At 60.9% G+C, this 18,017-nt stretch carries 17 protein-coding genes; 7 read left to right on the top strand and 10 right to left on the bottom strand.

The features are described 5' to 3' along the window. Window positions 1-192 precede the first annotated feature (192 nt). A complete protein-coding gene (locus J1G18_RS14100; RefSeq protein WP_223007908.1) occupies window positions 193-1,116 on the bottom strand; it encodes a LysR family transcriptional regulator in 924 nt (307 codons plus the stop codon). 57 nt (window positions 1,117-1,173) lie between these two features. Further along, window positions 1,174-1,305 (bottom strand): hypothetical protein, encoded by a 132-nt coding sequence (locus J1G18_RS28035; RefSeq protein ID WP_262415589.1) that lies wholly within the window; start codon window positions 1,303-1,305, stop codon window positions 1,174-1,176. A 118-nt stretch (window positions 1,306-1,423) separates the two neighbouring features. Here J1G18_RS28035 and J1G18_RS14095 point away from each other — a divergent pair, with 118 nt between their 5' ends. Next, entirely contained in the window at window positions 1,424-1,879 is a 456-nt protein-coding gene (locus J1G18_RS14095) for a helix-turn-helix domain-containing protein (RefSeq protein WP_223007907.1), read from the top strand. Window positions 1,880-1,913: 34 nt separating this feature from the next. Here the strand turns inward: J1G18_RS14095 and J1G18_RS14090 are convergent, their stop codons facing one another. Further along, window positions 1,914-2,483, bottom strand: a complete 570-nt coding sequence (locus J1G18_RS14090) for a flavodoxin family protein (RefSeq protein ID WP_027611586.1) — start codon at window positions 2,481-2,483, stop codon at window positions 1,914-1,916. Window positions 2,484-2,838: 355 nt separating this feature from the next. On the opposite strand from J1G18_RS14090, the gene J1G18_RS14085 reads away from it, so the two are divergent. Further along, the gene (locus J1G18_RS14085) at window positions 2,839-5,646 is read left to right on the top strand and encodes an ATP-binding protein (protein ID WP_223007906.1); all 2,808 of its coding nucleotides are present in this window, start codon (window positions 2,839-2,841) and stop codon (window positions 5,644-5,646) included. On the opposite strand, the gene J1G18_RS14080 is transcribed toward J1G18_RS14085, so the two are convergent. Both J1G18_RS14080 and J1G18_RS14075 read right to left on the bottom strand, forming a co-directional pair. Beyond that, window positions 5,611-7,080, bottom strand: coding sequence for an ATP-binding protein (locus J1G18_RS14080; protein WP_223007905.1), 1,470 nt, complete (start codon window positions 7,078-7,080; stop codon window positions 5,611-5,613). The genes J1G18_RS14085 and J1G18_RS14080 overlap by 36 nt on opposite strands. 90 nt (window positions 7,081-7,170) lie before the next feature. Continuing rightward, window positions 7,171-8,121: a GlxA family transcriptional regulator gene (locus J1G18_RS14075; RefSeq protein ID WP_223007904.1), complete on the bottom strand. Its 951-nt coding sequence runs from the start codon at window positions 8,119-8,121 to the stop codon at window positions 7,171-7,173. 220 nt (window positions 8,122-8,341) lie between these two features. On the opposite strand from J1G18_RS14075, the gene J1G18_RS14070 reads away from it, so the two are divergent. After that, entirely contained in the window at window positions 8,342-9,064 is a 723-nt protein-coding gene (locus tag J1G18_RS14070; protein WP_095136690.1) for a pirin family protein, read from the top strand. Window positions 9,065-9,116: 52 nt separating this feature from the next. Here the strand turns inward: J1G18_RS14070 and J1G18_RS14065 are convergent, their stop codons facing one another. Continuing rightward, complete coding sequence (locus tag J1G18_RS14065; RefSeq protein WP_227698838.1) at window positions 9,117-9,605, bottom strand: hypothetical protein; 489 nt, start codon at window positions 9,603-9,605, stop codon at window positions 9,117-9,119. Window positions 9,606-9,776: 171 nt separating this feature from the next. Next, a complete protein-coding gene (locus J1G18_RS14060; RefSeq protein WP_223007903.1) occupies window positions 9,777-10,652 on the bottom strand; it encodes a LysR family transcriptional regulator in 876 nt (291 codons plus the stop codon). Window positions 10,653-10,761: 109 nt separating this feature from the next. Between J1G18_RS14060 and J1G18_RS14055 the strand changes: the two genes are divergently transcribed. The 3 genes from J1G18_RS14055 to J1G18_RS14045 all read left to right on the top strand — a co-directional run bounded on the left by J1G18_RS14055 (window position 10,762) and on the right by J1G18_RS14045 (window position 14,066). Next, window positions 10,762-11,952: a YbfB/YjiJ family MFS transporter gene (locus J1G18_RS14055; RefSeq protein WP_134786799.1), complete on the top strand. Its 1,191-nt coding sequence runs from the start codon at window positions 10,762-10,764 to the stop codon at window positions 11,950-11,952. 61 nt (window positions 11,953-12,013) lie between these two features. Then, complete coding sequence (locus J1G18_RS14050; protein ID WP_134786800.1) at window positions 12,014-13,012, top strand: NAD(P)H-quinone oxidoreductase; 999 nt, start codon at window positions 12,014-12,016, stop codon at window positions 13,010-13,012. 109 nt (window positions 13,013-13,121) lie between these two features. Next, window positions 13,122-14,066: an alpha/beta hydrolase gene (locus J1G18_RS14045; protein ID WP_098964607.1), complete on the top strand. Its 945-nt coding sequence runs from the start codon at window positions 13,122-13,124 to the stop codon at window positions 14,064-14,066. Here J1G18_RS14045 and J1G18_RS14040 read toward each other — a convergent pair. Beyond that, window positions 14,063-15,874, bottom strand: a complete 1,812-nt coding sequence (locus J1G18_RS14040) for an ABC transporter ATP-binding protein (RefSeq protein WP_223007902.1) — start codon at window positions 15,872-15,874, stop codon at window positions 14,063-14,065. The genes J1G18_RS14045 and J1G18_RS14040 overlap by 4 nt on opposite strands. Before the next feature lie 202 nt (window positions 15,875-16,076). Between J1G18_RS14040 and J1G18_RS14035 the strand changes: the two genes are divergently transcribed. Further along, window positions 16,077-16,490 carry a VOC family protein gene (locus J1G18_RS14035; protein ID WP_223007901.1) on the top strand — a complete coding sequence of 138 codons (414 nt, stop codon included), beginning with the start codon at window positions 16,077-16,079 and terminating at the stop codon, window positions 16,488-16,490. A gap of 57 nt (window positions 16,491-16,547) precedes the next feature. Here J1G18_RS14035 and J1G18_RS14030 read toward each other — a convergent pair whose 3' ends face one another. Both J1G18_RS14030 and rtcA read right to left on the bottom strand, forming a co-directional pair. After that, entirely contained in the window at window positions 16,548-16,877 is a 330-nt protein-coding gene (locus J1G18_RS14030) for a hypothetical protein (RefSeq protein WP_007961262.1), read from the bottom strand. 106 nt (window positions 16,878-16,983) lie between these two features. Beyond that, window positions 16,984-18,012, bottom strand: a complete 1,029-nt coding sequence (gene rtcA / locus J1G18_RS14025; protein ID WP_223007900.1) for an RNA 3'-terminal phosphate cyclase — start codon at window positions 18,010-18,012, stop codon at window positions 16,984-16,986. Window positions 18,013-18,017: the final 5 nt, after the last annotated feature.

The raw sequence follows: 18,017 nt of genomic DNA, 5'->3' as shown, positions 1-18,017 counted from the left end.
CGGGTTGAATCATGCTCGGTGCGGGCGAGGGAAAATTGAATGGATGTGCTCTCTTTCAGGCGAGTCGGATTCCTGTGCGAGCGAGCCTGGTGCGGGCGGCGATCCGACAGTGGCGTCCGGTCAGCCAGCATCATTGTTGAATGACACACCGCTTTCGCGAGCAAGCCCGCTTCCACAGGGAAATTTGGCGCGTCAGGAATGCGGGATATCCAGCGGCGCCGCCATGAACTGGCTGATCCGCGAACGCAGCCAGCGCTCGGCCGGGTCGTTATCGTGCACCCCGCTCCAGGCCATCGACAGCTGTGCGGCGTCGATCGGGAACGGTGGATCTTCAGCGCGCAGGTTGCAGCCTTCGACAAGTGCGCAGGCGGCGTAATCAGGGACGGTAGCAATCATTTCAGTGCCGGCGAGCAACGCGCGCAAACCGCTGAACTGCGGCACACCGAGCACCACGCGCCGCCGCCGGCCAACCTTGGCCAGGTCCAGGTCAATGTTGCCGCTCAGGTCGCCGGAGAACGACACCATTGCGTGCGGGCGCTCGCAGTATTCGTCCAGCGTCAGCGGCCCCGGGCGATCATCGCCGCGTAGCACTTTGCAGGGAATGTCGCGCAGTTTCTTGCGCTTGGCGTTGGCCGGCAGATCGGTGGTGTAACTGACGCCGACCGAGATTTCCCCGGACGCCAGCAGCGCCGGCATCAACAGATAATTGGCACGGCGCACCACCACGACAATCCCCGGTGCTTCCTGCTGAAGCTGTCGCAGCAGCGGCGGAAACAGACCGAACTCGGCGTCGTCCGACAGGCCGATGCGGAACACGTCGCAACTGCTCGCCGGGTCGAACTCCTTGGCCCGGCTGACCGCGCCGGAGATCACATCCATCGCCGGTTGCAGCTCCTGCAGAATCGCCAGCGCGCGGGCGGTCGGCTCCATGCTGCGACCGTTGCGCAGCAGCAACGGATCATCGAACAGGTCGCGCAAACGACCCAGCGCCGCACTGACCGCCGGTTGGCCCATGAACAGTTTTTCAGCGACGCGGGTCAGGTTCTTTTCGAACATCAGCGCTTCGAAAATCACCAACAGGTTCATGTCGACGCGACGCAGATCGTTACGGTTCATGGGCTCGTGTTCCTTGCTTGAGAAGTCGTGTTCAGTCAGGTGCGATAGCGCCGTACTTTACTCGATCAACGGTACGTTGGCCGCGCGTTTGTATGGGCCGTATTCCACCGGTATCCATTGGAAGTGTTTGTCGAGGGCAGCGACTTGCAGCGATGTGCTGAGTTCAACGTTTTGCGGCGCAATTAACAACGTTTAACTCGTCAGTCTTCCGGCCCCGTCCAACAATGAAACCCTCTGCGAAACATTGTTTTTTTGACCAGAGGGAAACGTGCCGAGCGTGCGTTGCCCCCCGACACGGACATTGGCCATGGCTCACTTACAACAAACAGTCGCCCTCGCCCCCTCCAGCGAATCTTGCACACCGCGCATCGGCGGCCTCAGTCCGCAACGCGAACGGCGGGCCAAACAGTTGATCCTCGATCGCCTGGGTGAAAGCCTGGAAGTCACCGAACTGGCAGAGGCCTGTTCGTTGTCACGCAGTCATTTTTCCCGGGCGTTCAAATGCAGTACCGGACTCTCGCCACAGGACTGGATCCGCACCCAGCGCATCGCTCGCGCCAAGCAGTTGATCCGGCTCACCCACTTGAGCCTGACGCAGATCAGCCTGGAATGTGGCTTCTGTGATCAGGCGCACTTCTGCCATATCTTCACCCGCAGCGAAGGGATCAGCCCTTTCGCCTGGCGGTGTCGTGAGGTGCCGGGCATGAAGCCCGAAAGACCGCAACCAGCGGCCGCGCCTGTCGGCATACGCCTGGCGGTCTAGACGCTGCCGCGCGCCAAGCTCATTTCCCTGCGCTTCATTGCTGCCTCAAACGCTGCGCCACTTGCGCCACCCGCTCGCCCAGGTGTGCCGCCGTACGCCGATCTTCGAGCGGCGGCGCCTGCTCGGGGGGCTGTTCGACATTGGATTGGGACATGGCCCCGAGCGCGCTGCCCAGACGATTCAACTGTCCATCGAAGCAGCCCGCCACCGAGCGCGCCGGGAGCAGGTCGAGCCCCACCCAGATCATCGAATGCTGCGCGGCGAACACCGCCATTTGCAGCAATGTATTGAGCTTGTCGCCGCACAGGCTTCCGGAATTGGTGAACCCGGCGGCAACCTTGTTGCGCCATGGTTTTGCCAGATAGAACGCCGCGCTGGCCTCCATGAAATGCTTGAAGCCCGCCGACGCGCTGCCCATGTAAGTCGGCGCACCGAAAATGATCGCGTCGGCGCGGTGCAACTCATCCCAATAGAACTCGACTTCTTCTACCGCCACCAACCGACAGGTACTGCCCAAGTGCCGTTCGACGCCCTGCGCCACGGCTTCTGCCATGACGCGAGTGTGGCCATAGCCGCTGTGATAGACCACCACCACGTTGCTCATTGCGCCGTCCTCCGCTCGGGTGCACTCCATTGCAGCCATCAGGTCCTGGCCTGAGGCCAGGCTTGATTCAGCGGATTTTTGGGGTTGAAGCGAACACAGACGAGTTAATCGTTGTTAATTGTCCGCGAGACAAAGCGCTGGTCTGAACATTGCAGCGGGCAAAAATGCCGATCGCAGCATCACTTTCGAGCATTGCCGGCAATCTGCACGTTGCACTGACGCCAGAACCTGCGGAATATGTCCGCAAAACTGCGGATTAGAAGGCTTGCGTGCCGCTGACGCTGATCCGCGCTGCCCTTCACGGAGGCTTCACACGCCGTGGGCAGGATTATAAAAATTTCGCAGGAGTGAGCTGTTGAGTCTTCCCCCGAATCAGGCCCTCGGTTTCGGCCCCTATCGGATTCAGCCCGGCAAACGGCTGCTGCTTGAAGGCGAGCAGCCGTTACGCCTGGGCCGACGTGCCATGGATATTCTGCTGATCCTGCTGGCGCATGCCGGCGATGTCGTGAGCAAGCAGCAACTGATTGCCGGCGTGTGGCCGGACAGCGTCGTCGAAGACATCAATCTGCGGGTGCACATGGCGGCGTTGCGCAAAGCCCTGGGCGATGGTCAGGGCGGGCAGAGATACATCGTCACGGTGGCGCAGCGCGGCTACAGCTTTGTCGCACCGATCAGGCTGCAATCGATCGAACAGCACACCTGCGCAGAGACCGGCACCCGGCATAACCTGCCACTGCGCCGCACGCGAATGATCGGCCGCCAGCCGCTGGTCGACAGCCTGATCAGGCAGTTGCCGCGCCAGCGCTGCATCACGCTGGTCGGCCCCGGCGGCATCGGCAAAACCACCGTGGCCCTGCGCGTTGCCGAGCAGATGATCGGCCACTATCGGGACGGTATCCGGCTGCTGGATCTTTCGCCGATCAACGACGCACGAATGATCTGCTCGCACCTGGCGGCCCTGCTGGATGTGGTGCCGCATGACAACGATCCGCTGACCCACCTCGTCAATGCGCTGCGCGAGCGCCAGATGCTGCTGGTAATCGACAATTGCGAACACCTGATCGACGCCATGGCACTGCTCAGCGAGAGCATTTTGCGCGGTGCGCCGCAGGTTCACATTCTGGCCACCAGCCGCGAGAGCCTGCGTGCCGAAGGCGAGTATGTGCAACGTCTCGAATCCCTCGATTACCCGCCGCCGATTGCCGTGCTTGATCGTGCGCAGGCGTTGAGTTTTTCGGCACTGCAACTGTTTGCCGAACGCGCCCTGGCCGCGCACGAGGGCTTTGAATTGAGCGACGCCGAGTTGCCCGATGCGCTTGAAATCTGTCGGCGTCTGGACGGCATTCCGCTGGCGCTGGAGCTGGCGGCGGCGCAGGTTGGAGAACTCGGCCTGCAGGGTTTGCTCAGCCAGCTGCAAGGGCGTCTGCCGGTATCGGCTGCCGGCAATCAGAGCAGCGTGGAGCGCCACCAGACGCTGCGTGCCACGCTGGACTGGAGCTTCAACCTGCTCACCGATTGCGAACAGACCTGCCTGCGCCGGCTCGGTGTGTTTCGGGGTGGCTTCACGCTGGAGTCCGCCGCTGCGGTGATCGGTGGACAGCAGATCCAGCCCGGCGAGGTGTTCGGTTCGATCACCCAACTGGTCGCCAAATCGTTGCTCAACGTCGAAGTCGGTGACGAGGAAGTGTTCTATCGGTTGCTCGACACCACGCGCAGGTATGCCCTGGAAAAACTCGAGCAAGGCGCCGAACTCGCCGAAACCCGCGAACGCCACGCTGAACGTTGTCTGGCGCTGATGTATCAGGCGCAGACCGATTGGGAAACGACCTCAACCGCCCTGTGGATCGAACGCTACGCACGCGGTCTGGAAGACCTGCGCGCGGCGCTCGACTGGAGCCTGAACGGTGCAGGCCCCAATGATGTGGGGATTTATCTGGCCGCGACCTCGGCGCCCCTGTGGCAAGAGTTGTCGCTGCTCAAGGAATACGGCGGTTACGTGCGTCAGGCGCTGGCCCTGCTGGAAAACGCTGCCGAACCTTGCCCTCGGGTGAAGATCGCGCTGAAACTGGCGCTCGGCAGCGCCTGCTACCACACCTGGGGTGGCACCCCGGAAACCATCGCCGCATTCGTCGATGCCCATGCGCTGGCGCAAGAGTACGACGACGTGGCTGGCCAACTGCGTGCGGTGTCCGGGCACATGGCGGTCAACCTCAGCTGTGGCCACTATCGGTCGGCGCTGGAACAGAGCGAACAGTTCGATCGACTCGGCCTGCACGGCGACCCGCAGTTGTCGCTGAGTACACATCGCCTGCGGGTGTTGGCGCTGCATTACGCCGGCGACCAGCAGCAGGCACGCCTGCATGCCGAGCAAGTGATTCAGCGCATGGCGCAAAACGGCAACCCCAACCGCTTCACCCATGGCTTCGGCGTGCAGTACGACCAGAGCGTCGCCTCGCTGACGGTGCTGGCCCGGGTGTTGTGGCTGCAAGGTTTCCCTGAACAGGCCTGGCGTACGGCCAGGCAGGCACTGGACATCGCCGTGCAAATCAACCACGGCACCTCGATCTGCTACACCCTGGCGCTGGCCAGTTGCCTGATTGCTCATTACAACGGTGACCCGCAAAACGCCCGTGCTTTGCTGCAGCTGTTGCTGGAGCAGGCGCAGAAGCATTCCGTATTGCTGTTCTATCGCTGGGCACGGCAATACGCGCAGGTCCTCGACGCCGATGCCGCCGTGCCGATAGCGACCGATGACAGCGGTCTGATCAGAGAAATCATGGTGACCCTGGACAGCCGCTTTGTTGATGATGCGTTGCTTGAGCGGGCACACAGCGGAGCGGCAGGCTGGAGCACGGCGGAGATTCTGCGGGCTCGGGCCGATCGGATGTTGATTGAAGATTCGGCTTGCCCCGACAGCAACACCCGGCAAGCCGAAAAGGTCTTGCTCCAGGCACTGTCGATCGCGCAAACCCAGGGCGCGCTGGCCTGGGAACTGCGCAGCGCCACTTCGCTGGCGCAGTTGTGGCAACGGCAGAACCGCTACCGCGAAGCACTGGAGTTATTGAACCCGATCTATCAACGCTTCACCGAGGGCTACGCCACCCCGGACCTGCGCAAGGTGCGCTGGTTACTCGACGAGTTGGGCCGCCAACTGCGAGCCTGACACCCAACGACTGCGGCTGACGAAGCGCGCATGCCGACGCTCGTACTCGTTGGATTCACCGCTGCGTTCCAGTTGTTCGCGGGCGTATCGACGAGTGGTGTTGAGCATGCGATAGCGCAACCCGGCACTGCCCCGCTCCACCGCCAGCAAAGACTTCTGCGCCAACCGATCAATCATCAGGGCCAACGTCGACGGAAGTAATTGCGCGCAACTGATGACGCCCATCGCCGCATCAATGGCAAACGCCGTTTTGAAGACCGACAGGCGTTGCAGCACCCGCTGTTCCTGCTCACTCAGGTGGTGATAGCTCCAGTCCAGCGCGGCTTTCAGGGTTTGATGGCGTGGCACGGCAGTACGCCGACCATGGCTGAGCAGCTGTAAACAATTGTCGAGTTGAGACTGCAAGCCGACCAACGCCAGCGCATCAATGTGCGCCGCCGCCAGTTCAATCGCCAGTGGCAGCCCATCGAGCCGCCGACAGATGTCGCGCACAGCATTGAGATCCTGTTCACGCAGGGTAAAACCCTGCTGCCGGGCTCGGGCACGACTGACAAACAATTGCACGGCCGAATAGCTCATGGTCTCTTCGACACTGCCCAACGCTGAGGACTTGGGAATGGCCAGTGGCGGCAGGGTTTGCACGGTCTCCAGACTGGCCTGCAATGCTTCGCGACTGGTCGCAAGAATCGACAACCGTGGCGCGGCCTCCAGTAAACGTTCAACCAGAGCCTTGCAGGCTTCACGCAGATGCTCGCAGTTATCCAGCACCAGCAAGCTGTGACGCGCTGCCAGCGTGACGAGATCGGTTTCGAGGGTGTGCAACAGATAATCGAGCAGTGGCGTAGCGTCGTTGACTACCGCCAGGTCCACCAGCCAGACCCCGTCGCGAAAATGCTGTAACAGCAACTCTGCAGCACGCAACGCCACCGTGGTTTTGCCGACACCCGCAGGCCCCGTCACGGTCATCAATCGGCACAGTGGCAATTGCCGCACCATCGAGCCCACCACTGAATCGCGACCGGTCACCGGCGTCAGCCGCACAGGCAGGTTGTGTTGTGGCGCTTGCAGGTGTTCCAGGGCCACGTGCTCGAAATTGTCGCCGTGCACCGGAGCAACGAAGCTGTAGCCACATTGCGGCACATTGACGATGTAGCGCTGGCCGTTCTCACCGTCACCGAGCGCCCGGCGCAGGGCGGCAATGTGGACGCGAAGATTGATCTCTTCGACCACCGAAGTGGGCCAGACCCGTGCAATCAACTCTTCCTTTCTGACCACTCGGCCTGCACGCTCGACCAGCACCTGCAGAATATCCAGCGCACGCCCGCCCATGCGCAGTTGCCGATCCCCGTCGAGGATCAGCCGTTGGCGCAAATGAAAGGCGTAAGGGCCGAAATACAGGACTGACGCCGAGTGCAAATCGTTGAGGCTGTTCATGCCAACTATCTTGGCAGCCTGCGATGACGGCACAACCTTCACACAGGGCGCAGCACGGACATCCGGGTGCGCACAACGGACAGAACCGCTCTAGCTGAACTGTTCGCGGTATTGCACAGGGGTAAGGCCAAGTTTTTCCGCGAACAACAGACGCATGTGCCGAACACTGCCAAAACCACTCTTGTAGGCCACGGTTTTCAAAGGCAGGTCAGTGGTTTCCAAAAGATTTCGTGCGCAGTCGATACGCGCACTTTGCAGGAACTCCATCGGCGTCATATTGATGTCGCGGACAAACGTCCGCGCGAAGTGCCGTGCACTCATGTTGGCCAATCCAGCCATGCGCTCGACAGTGAACGCTTCGTCGAGATGGTCCAGGACGTAATTCTGTACTCGGGTGATCGGTGTTTCCTGAGGCGCCACCGCCGCCATCAAGGGGCTGAACTGCGCCTGTCCGCCTTGACGTTTCATCACCACCAGCAGCACTTTGGCGACGTCCTGGGCCAACTTCTTGCCGTGATCCTGCGCCACCAGCGCCAGCGCCAGGTCGATGCCGGCCGTGACCCCGCCAGAGGTGATCAGATTGCGATCCTCAATGAAAATCTGGTCGGTGGCGACGCTCGCCTTTGGAAATGCCTTGATCAGGCGCTCGGTGTAATTCCAGTGAGTGGTCACCCGATAGCCATCGAGCAACCCGGCATGGCCGAGTACGAAGGCGCCGGTGCAGATCGAACCATACCGCTCGGCACAGGGCACCGCCGCTTTCAGCCAGGCCAGCAACGCCGGGTGTTTTTCGTTGTAGGCCCCCGGCCCTCCTGGCACCAGCAGCAAGTCGTAGCGCTCAAGGGCTTGTTCGATATGCCGGTCGGTGTGGACCAGCACACCGTTGGACGCACACAACGGCCCGCGCTCGGTGCCAAGGGTCGTCAGCTGATAGTGCGACTCCGGTTTCAAATAGCGATTGGCCACCGAAAACACTTCCAGCGGCCCGGCCATGTCGAGCAGCAGAAAGTCGGGGAACAACACCATGGCCACGGTTTTCATGGGGTACACATCACTGATAATGAAAAATGGACGGACAAGACTGGCTGAGCATTATGGCCAACTGCGACACAATCGTCGGAAAAAAATACGTGATCAAGCGCACACAACTGTCAACCAGAAAGGGACAGTATTTCAATTTCCATCTACTTATTACCCCGAAGAGTAAACAGTAACCTTCTCCTCACTCGGACGAATTCACGTCCCCCCAGGAGATTTCATCATGCTGACTCTTCGCAAAGCCTCCGATCGTGGCCTCGCCAATCATGGCTGGTTGAAGTCGTTCCACACCTTTTCCTTTGCCAGCTACCGCGACCCGCGTGAACAGGGTTTTTCCGACCTGCTGGTGATCAACGATGACCGCGTTGCCGCCGGCAAAGGTTTCGGCCAGCACCCGCATCGCGACATGGAGATCTTTTCCTACGTGCTCGAAGGTGCGCTGGAACATAAAGACACGTTGGGCACCGGCTCGGTGATCCGCCCTGGCGACGTACAACTGATGAGCGCCGGCAGCGGCGTGGCGCACAGCGAGTTCAACCATTCGGCCACCAAGCCCGTGCACTTTTTGCAAATCTGGATTGTGCCGGAGATCAGCGGCGCCAAACCGCGCTATCAACAGGAGCACTTCAGTGCGCAAAAAAAACGTGGTCGCCTGCAACTGATCATCTCGCCGGACGGCAGCGATGGTTCGCTGACAGTACGCCAGGATGCTCGGGTTTACGCCGGGTTGTTCGACGGCAAGGAAAGCGCCACCCTGAAACTGTCGGCCAACCGTTACGCCTACGTACATGTGGCTCGCGGCAGTGTTGAACTCAATGGCCAGTTGCTGCAGGAAGGTGATGGCGTGCGGGTTCGTGAGGAACAGGCGTTGACCCTGAGCAATGGCGTGGATGCCGAAGTCCTGGTGTTTGACCTGCGTCCGCAAGAGCTGCCGCAAATGCCATGAGGCATGGGTTTTCAAAGCCAACAAAAACGGCCTTCGATTGAAGGCCGTTTTTTTATTTTGGCAACACCGATGATGGCAACTCGGCAGGCTTGGCAGCACCGACATCTTTGCCCGCCTGAACCGCCGCCAAGGTTGTTTGTATCGCTGCATACAGGTTGGCCTGACTGGCGAAATAGCCACCCACGACAATGCTGACCACACCAAACAGATGCACAGCCGTTGCCATCCAGACGTTGGCATTGACGGTACCCGCCTTTTTGAGCGCCTCTCTGGACTCGATGGCAATGCCTTGAATCATCGAGTCGTAGCGTTTATCCCGTTCGACCTGAATGCGCTCATTCGCCTTGTCTCGCTCTGCCTGGGAGCAAAGGAACTCTCGGATATCTGCATGCACTCGCTCTACCCGAGCATCCATCCTTGCCTCGATGGTCTCGATCCTGGCGTTGAATTCTTCACGGCTGATAGCGTTCATGGCTTGTGTGTTACGACCTTTGCTCAATGTGTCGAAGCTTTGATATTGCTCGAATTCCCTGGCTTTCAATCCGATCCCCTTCCCTGGGTTAGCGATACCTTCTCTGGCGCACCGATTTCCTGGCGCTGCGAGTTGCATCAACCTTAGGACTGGCGCTCCAAGCCCACAAGCCGGCAGATTCTGCTGTGGATGTAGGGCGTTTCATCAGACGATGTAGCTTCTCCAAAGCGCTTTGAGCCGTCACTCATTCTCCAGTGCAAACGCCTCGACAATCTGCTCAATCACCGCCCTGACCCGTGCGGTGTGGCGCAAGTCCGCGTGGGTCACCAGCCAGACCTCATACGGTTGCGGGCGATTGCGCTCCGGCCAAAGCCTGATCAGGCCATCGCGCTCGCCCATGTACAGCGGAATTTCTCCTACGCCCAGGCCAGCCGCAATCGAGCGGCGTACCAGCAGACTGGAGCTCAGGCTGGCGACAATCCGCCCGCGATGCAGCGGTTCGCAAACCAGCGTCATGTCCTTGTGCGTCTGCAAATACGGTTGGTAGACCACCAGATCATGGCCTTCGAACGCCGTACCCTGAGGCGGGATGCCATGGGCGTCGATATACGCCTGTGATGCGAACAATCCCACGGGCCAGCGCGCAATCCGCCGCGCGATCAGATCGGGATTGTCAGGCCGGGTATTGCGCACAGCGATGTCGGCCTCGCGCTTGGCCAGGCTGAGGATCTGCGTGGAGGCGTCCAGTTGCACACGCACGTCCGGGTGCTGCGCGTGCAGGCGGCTAATGGCCGGGATCAGGAAGTCGATGGCCAGCGAGTCGGTAGTGCTGACGCGTACGGTGCCGGTCAGACGATCATCCAGGCCCTGAATCTGCCGCTCAAGTTCCAGCGCCGAATGCTCCATTTTTTCCACGCTTTTGAGCGCGACCTCGCCGACCGCGGTCAATGCGTAGCCGTCGGAGGTGCGCAGGAACAAGGTCGCGCTCAGGGACTTTTCCAGCGCCGTGATCCGTCGCCCGACAGTCGCCTGATCCACCCCCAAAACCCGCGCTGCGCCGCGTAATGTCGACTCCCTGCATACCGCGAGAAATACCCGCGCATCATCCCAGTTCATGCTGCCCGCCCCATGCAAATTTGCATCACTATAAAGCCAAATCGCTGCATTACCGCAGCAAAGATAGCCGATATTCTGAGCGCCATAGACCTTCCTCAGGATCGCTGTCATGCGTACATCAACCTCAGCCTTACCGATTTTCTCGGGACTCTGCGCCAGCCTGGTCGGCATTGGGCTGGCACGTTTTGCCTACACACCGCTTATTCCCTCGCTGATTCAGGCGCAGTGGTTTTCTGCCAATGACGTGGTCTACCTCGGCGCAGCCAATCTGGTCGGCTATCTGATCGGCGCCCTGCTCGGCCGGCCGATAGCGCGGCAACTGGGCAATAAAAACGCCCTGCGACTGATGATGCTGCTGGTCACCGCAGCGTTTTTTGCCTGTGCATTTCCATTGTCGGTGAGCTGGTTCTTTGGCTGGAGGTTGTTGTCGGGGATTACCGGCGGCGCAATTATGGTGCTGGTGGCGGCGACTGTTCTGCCCCACGTGCCGGCATCCCGCAAAGGGCTGGCCAGCGGTGCGATTTTTCTCGGTATCGGCCTGGGCATCGCCGCCTCCGGAACCCTTGTCCCGCCCTTGTTGAATATGGGCCTGCCCGCCACCTGGTTGGGACTGGGCGGATTGTCGTTGTTGCTGACCGCGATCAGCTGGTTTGGCTGGCCTGCTGATCTACCGCACCCGACCGCCACTCACGCAGGCGCGACGGTTGAGCCAACGCCCTCCGCCGTCTATTTGCTGTTCGGCCAATACGCATTCATGGCCGCAGGTCTGGTGCCGGCCATGGTGTTTCTGGTGGATTACGTGGCTCGCGGGCTCGGTGCCGGGGCGCAGATTGGTGCACTGGTTTGGGTGATGTATGGCCTGGGCGCAATTGTCGGCCCGGTAAGTTACGGCTTTCTCGCGGACCGGCTTGGCGCGCGGATGGGCATCCGGCTGGTATTGGTGGTGCAGGCGATTGCGCTGGGACTGCTGGCGGTTTCCCACTCTTTCATGGCGTTGGCCGTGCTGGCAGTGATCATCGGTTCATTCCCGCCCGGCATCGTCCCGCTGGCCTTGGCCCGCGTGCATGAACTGGTGCCGGATCACCATCGCCAGCAAATCGCCTGGAGCCGCGCGACCGTATCGTTTGCCACGTTTCAGGCGCTGGCCGGATTTGCCTATTCGGCGCTGTTCAATGCCACGGGCGGTCAGCACGCAATGCTCTTCGTGATCGCCGCAGGGGCGATTGCCGTGGCGATCCTTCTGGAGCACGCCCTGAAATGGCTGCCCTCAGCGACTGAACCACGCGTCTGTGAAAATTGAAGGGAATCATTGCCCGCGGGCTGCGCTCCCATCTTCAGAACCTAAAGCAACAGGAATCGACATGACTTTGCCCAACGAAATGACCCGGATCGAAATCACTCAACCCGGTGGCCCGGAAGTCTTGCAAGCCAAACGTGTGTCCCTGCCCGTCGCGGCAGCCGGCGAAGTGCTGATCCGCGTGCATGCCGCCGGGATCAACCGCCCCGACGCCCTGCAACGCGCCGGCAAATACCCGATGAAGCCGGGCATGAACCCGATCCCCGGTCTGGAAGTGGCCGGCGAAGTGGTGGCGCTGGGTGCCGGTGTCAGTCAGTTTGCCGTCGGGGACAAGGTCTGCGCGCTGACCAACGGTGGCGGTTACGCCGAATACTGCAACGTCCCGGCCGGGCAAACCCTGCCGATCCCCGATGGACTGGATTGGGTGCAGGCCGCCGCTATCCCGGAAACCTTCTTTACCGTGTGGGCCAACCTGTTCGGCCTCGGCGACGCTCAGCGCGGTCAGCGCGTGCTGATTCACGGCGGCACCAGCGGCATCGGCACCACCGCGCTGATGCTGTGCCGCGAGTTCGGCATCGAAGCCTTCGCCACCGCCGGCAGTGCCGATAAATGCGCGGCAATCAGCAAACTGGGTGGGCAGCCGATCAATTATCGCGAGCAGGATTTCGCCACGGTCATCGCCGAAAAAACTGCAGGCCAGGGGGTGAACGCGATTCTCGACATCATGGGCGCCTCGTACCTCAACGGAAATGTCAGCGCGCTGGCGATGGATGGCCGGCTGGTGATGCTGGGCTTTCTTGGTGGCGGCAAGGCCAACGACATCGACCTGCTGGCGATCATGGCCAAGCGTGCGGTGATCACTGGCTCGTTGCTGCGAGCGCGCACCGCAGAGGAAAAAGCCGAAATTGCCGAGCAACTGCGCGAACACGTGTGGCCGGCGCTTAACGCCGGACGCTGCCTGCCGATCATCGATAAGGTTTATTCGCTGAACGATGCCGCCCAGGCGCATGCGCGCATGGAAGGTGGCGACCACATCGGCAAAATCGTCCTGCGCGTGGGCTGAGCTGCAGCATTTTGTAATCGTTGCGAGTAGACGGTGGTCGAAAAAGTCACGCGCAGACCGAGCCTTCTGGTAAAAAGCCTTCTTTGTCTGCGTTGTGGTGAACCGTTTAATGTTCCTGTCCTTCATGACCCGTTTGCGTCGTCGCCGTCTGGCGTTCGCCTGCATGGCTGCGCTGATCATTGGCGTGCCGACGAGTTGTGCGGTGCTCGAACACACCGAGCGCAAACTGCTGTTTCGCATCGAACCGGGCACGGCCGGCTGGTATCACGGCTTGCCGGGCAGCGTGCAGGAACTCGACTTGCAGCCCAAGAGCTTCAAGGCCGGGCAGAATATTCATGCCTGGTGGTGGCCCGCAGAACGACCGAACGCTCCGGCGATTCTCTATCTGCATGGCGTGCGCTGGAACCTCACCGGACAGCTGTTCCGCATCGAGCAATTGCGCGCGGCCGGCTACTCGGTACTGGCGATCGACTACCGTGGTTTCGGCCAGAGCAAGGGCGATCTGCCTTCGGAAAGCAGCGTGTACGAAGATGCCCGTGTGGCGTGGGAGCGCTTCAAACTGCTGCAGCCCGACCCGAGCAAGCGCCTGATCTACGGTCACTCCCTGGGCGGTGCCGTGGCGATTGATCTGGCCGCCGAACTCGGCCAGGACGCGGCTCGGGACCATACCCCGCTGCCGGTCAAAGGCCTGGTGATCGAGTCGACCTTCACCTCTCTCGCCGATGTGGCGGCGGCGGTGGCCAACACTTCGCTGCCGGTACGCTGGCTGCTGTCGCAGAAATTCGACTCCATCGACAAGATCGCCGAGATTCACATGCCATTGCTGGTGGTACACGGCATGGCCGACGCGTTCGTGCCGCCACGCTTCAGCGAGCAGCTGTTCAACGCCGCCCGACAACCGAAACGACTGCTGTTGGTGCCGGGTGCCACCCACAACAACAGCATGGCGCTGGGCGGGCAGAATTATCGCAAGGCGATCGATGCGCTGATGCAGTCCAAACCCGCGCCGCGCGTGGCCGGCCCAGCATTGGTGCGCAGCGCGCAGGATTCCTAGCGATAGCCGCGAGCCTGCAGATCGAACAGCTTGGCGTAGTGCCCGTTTGCAGCGATCAGGCTGTTGTGATCGCCCTTCTCCAGTATCCGTCCACCCTCCAGCACCATGATCTGATCGGCATTGCGCACACTGGAAAAGCGATGGGAAATCAACAAGGTCATGCGCCCTTCGGTGTGTTGGCTGAAATGCTCGAACACTGCCGCTTCCGCTGCCGGATCCAGCGCCGAGGTCGGTTCGTCGAGAATCAGGATGTCGGCATCGCGGCGCATGTACGCCCGGGATAAGGCAATCTTCTGCCATTGCCCGCCCGATAACTCCTGACCGCCAGCAAACCAGCGGCCCAACTGCGTGGCATAGCCACGGTCGAGGCCTTCAATGAACGGCGCGGCCATGCCTTCGGCCGCTGCGGCCTGCCAGCGCGATTCATCGTTGAACGCCGAGGTATCCCCCACGCCAATGTTTTCGCCCACGGTGAACTGGTAGCGAATGTAGTCCTGAAAAATCACGCCGATACGCCGCCGCAAGGTGTTCTCTTCCCAATCCTGCAAATCGCTGCCATCAAGCAGAATCCGACCCTGATCGGGCCGATAAAGGCGCGTCAGCAATTTGATCAGCGTGGTTTTGCCTGAGCCGTTCTCCCCCACCAGCGCCACGCTCTTGCCCGGCACCAAGTGCAGGTCAATGCCTTCCAGCGCCGCACGGTGGGCGCCCGGATACCGAAAACCGACGTTTTCAAAGCGCAGGCCATCACCCGGATGCGCGCCGACGGTGAGTTGACCGCAATCAGCCAACACCGGTTCGGCCAGATACTCATACAGGCTCGACAGGTACAGACCGTCCTCATACAAACCGCTGATCGCACTCAGGCTGCTGCTGACCGCACTCTGCCCCTGCTTGAACAACACCAGGTACATGGTCATCTGACCGAGACTGATATTGCCGTGCACCGCATCGATCACCACCCAGGCATAAGCCAGATAGAACGCCCCTGTACCGAGCAAGCCGAGACCGAAACCCCAGCCATCACGACGCAATGTCAGGCGCCGATCCTCGGCGTAGAGCTTGGCAAAAGTGTCCCGATAACGCTGCAACAACAACGGCGCGAAGCCGAACAGCTTGACCTCTTTGATGTAGGCCTCATGGGACAGCAAGGTTTCGATGTAATTTTGCTGCCGACTCTCCGGGGCCCGGCGGGTGAACAGGCGGAAAGCGTCGCCGGAGAAATGCGCCTCGGCAAAGAACACCGGCAACGCGCCGATCACCAGCAACAGCAGTGCCCACGGCGAAAAATGCACCAGCAGCACACCGAAGCTGATCAGCATGATCAGGTTCTGGATCAACCCCAGCGACTTCATCACCAACGCCAGCGGCCGGGTCGAGGCTTCGCGGCGCACGCGCACCAGCTTGTCGTAGAACTCGGAGTTCTCGAACTGCACCAGCGACAGGGTCTGCGCCTTTTCCAGAATCAGTGTGTTGACCTTCTGCCCCAACTGCACCCGCAACAACGACTGCTGCACCGAGAGCGCCCGTTGCGTACCGGACAACAACGCCAGCACGCCCGCCTCCATCAGCACATAACGCAACACCGGCCACAGCGGTGCATCGCCCTGCTGCGCGTGCAACTGCATCGCCGTCACCACCGCATCGACAATGCGCTGGCCCAGCCACGCTGCCAACGCCGGCAGAACGCCGGCAATCAGGGTCGCCAGCACCAGGCCCAGAAATAAACCGCGTGAAGTCGCCCAGACCAGCAACAGGGCGCGCCGGGCCTGATCGATCAAGGCGTTGAAGCGGGAAATCAAAGGCATGGCAGAACAAGCTCGATAGGTCGTACAGGGTGTCATGGTACTCCGCAGGTTTTATCCGTGCTGAAGCGCGGCGTTTTCAGAAGAAAAACATCTGGAAAAACTCTGGTCGTTGCGGCGTCCAATGCTTTGCTATGGTTTAACCGCCTTTCGCGGAACCTGGCGAAAATCGCCTCTCTCCGCGCCTACTGCCAGGAACGCCATCATGCGAATCAATCCCTACCTGATCTTCAACGGCAACTGCCGCGAGGCCTTCACCTTTTACGAACAAGCCTTGCAGGGCAAACTCGAAACAATGATGACCTACGGCGAAACACCCGCCACCGAACACGTACCGAAAGAGCACCACAACCTCGTCAACCATACCTGCCTGAAGGTTGGCGACCAGATGATCATGGCCTCGGACACCACACCTGACCGGCCAACCGAGGGCATGAGCGGGTGCTCGATCTCCCTCAACGTCGACAGCATTGCCGAAGCCGAGCGAGTGTTTAACGCGCTGGCCAAGGACGCTCGCGTCGACATGCCGCTGCAAACCACGTTCTGGGCCGCCCGGTTCGGCATGCTGGTCGATCGCTTTGGGGTGTCGTGGATGATCAATTGCGAGACTGACAAGTAACGCCGACGTTTCGTCAGGCATGAAAAAGCCCAACCTCTTCAGGTTGGGCTTTTTGATTTATCGCTGGGCCAGCTCATGCCGCACGCATTGTTCGTAATAGGTCTGCTTGACCGCTGCAGGTTTGAGCTTCGACGTGCTGTTGTACGTCTGCTCGGTAATCCCCATCGCCGTCATGCGCATCCACGGTTGCTGGAACTTGCGCACCTGCAACTGCTTGCGCGCGCCGTACAACGAGATCCCCGAGAGCTTCGACTGTTGTGCGCCGGCGGCGATGTCCGAGCCCCACGTACAGGCAAACCGGTGACTCTTGCTCAACTCCCTCGCTTCAATGGCCGAAGCGAAGGCAGCCAGGGAAAGCGTTGCAACGGTTATGACAATCGTCCGCATATAGCCAACCTAACCTTTTGAAAAAAGGCGATTTTGCCGGGGAAGCCCAAGCCTGGGGGCCAGCAAATTGCCGCATTCGCGAGATTGATCCGGGCTTGCGACGTGGTCAGCGACCGTTGCGGACCTCAACCCGCAGACGCTCGGGGCCCGCTTCCGAGCATTCGATAGTGACCGGCAAGAAGCGCTCGATCACCGCGATGTTGCTGTGCAGATGCTCGGTCATTCTTGGGGTAGTGAACGATCCGCCACCGGCCAGCGCCATCGGCAGCAGCAACTGGTCGGCGAGGTGTTCCGCCATCGCAGCGTCACTGCGTAACCAGTCTGTCGCCTGATTGATTGCGGTATCAGCGACCTTCTCCGCCCGTAACAATACCTGGCCAAAGGCACTGAAGACTTCGGTGACCTGCTCGAACACGTACTCCAGTAACAGCACGTTACCGGGGCCACGCGCCGGGTCGAGCGTGATCGGATGCAAAGTTTCCGCTGCCCAGCGCAAGCGTTTCGCCACCTGATTCAGTTCACGCGCGGCGACGCTCGGTGCGAGACCGGCCGTCAGCGCCAAGGCTTGCTGCGACAGCAGCGCCCCACGCTCACACAGGTCCAGCGGCGTCAGCTGCGACGGCTGCACCGTGACGTCGATCTCACCGCCACCGGCCGGGACAAAGCCGTGACGCAGCAGATCCAGCTCAATGCCGGCACCCATGCGCCGCATCAACGGCAACCAGCTGCGCGTAAGGAAATCGACAGGCGGCGCCAACGGATTATGCGTACCGCCGCTGATCCGTACGCGACTTGTGCCCGGCGCCTGCAACAGCGCCGGCAGCAATGTCTGCAACACCAACGTGCAACTACCGGCCGTGCCGATCGCAAACCGGTAATCACCCGAACGAATCGCTCCCGGCTCGAAGCGCAACTCCTGCGAGCCCAGTTCCGCTCCCGCGATCCGTGCGCCGCAGACTTCGGCGGCCGCCATCACTGCCGTCAAATGCTGGCGTAACAATCCCGGCCGACTGCGGCGGGCACGAATCTGTTTAATGCGAAACGCCTGGCCCGTCACCATCGACAGGCTCAGCGCGCTGCGCAACACCTGACCGCCGCCAATCGCGCCGTCCAGTTCAATCACTTGCGGTTCCATTTCAA

The sequence above is a fragment of the Pseudomonas sp. MIS38 genome, assembly GCF_019891575.1.
GTDB lineage: Bacteria > Pseudomonadota > Gammaproteobacteria > Pseudomonadales > Pseudomonadaceae > Aquipseudomonas > Aquipseudomonas putida_A.
The sequence above is the reverse complement of the archived record's forward strand: the minus strand, read 5'-3'. Positions and strand labels throughout refer to the sequence as shown.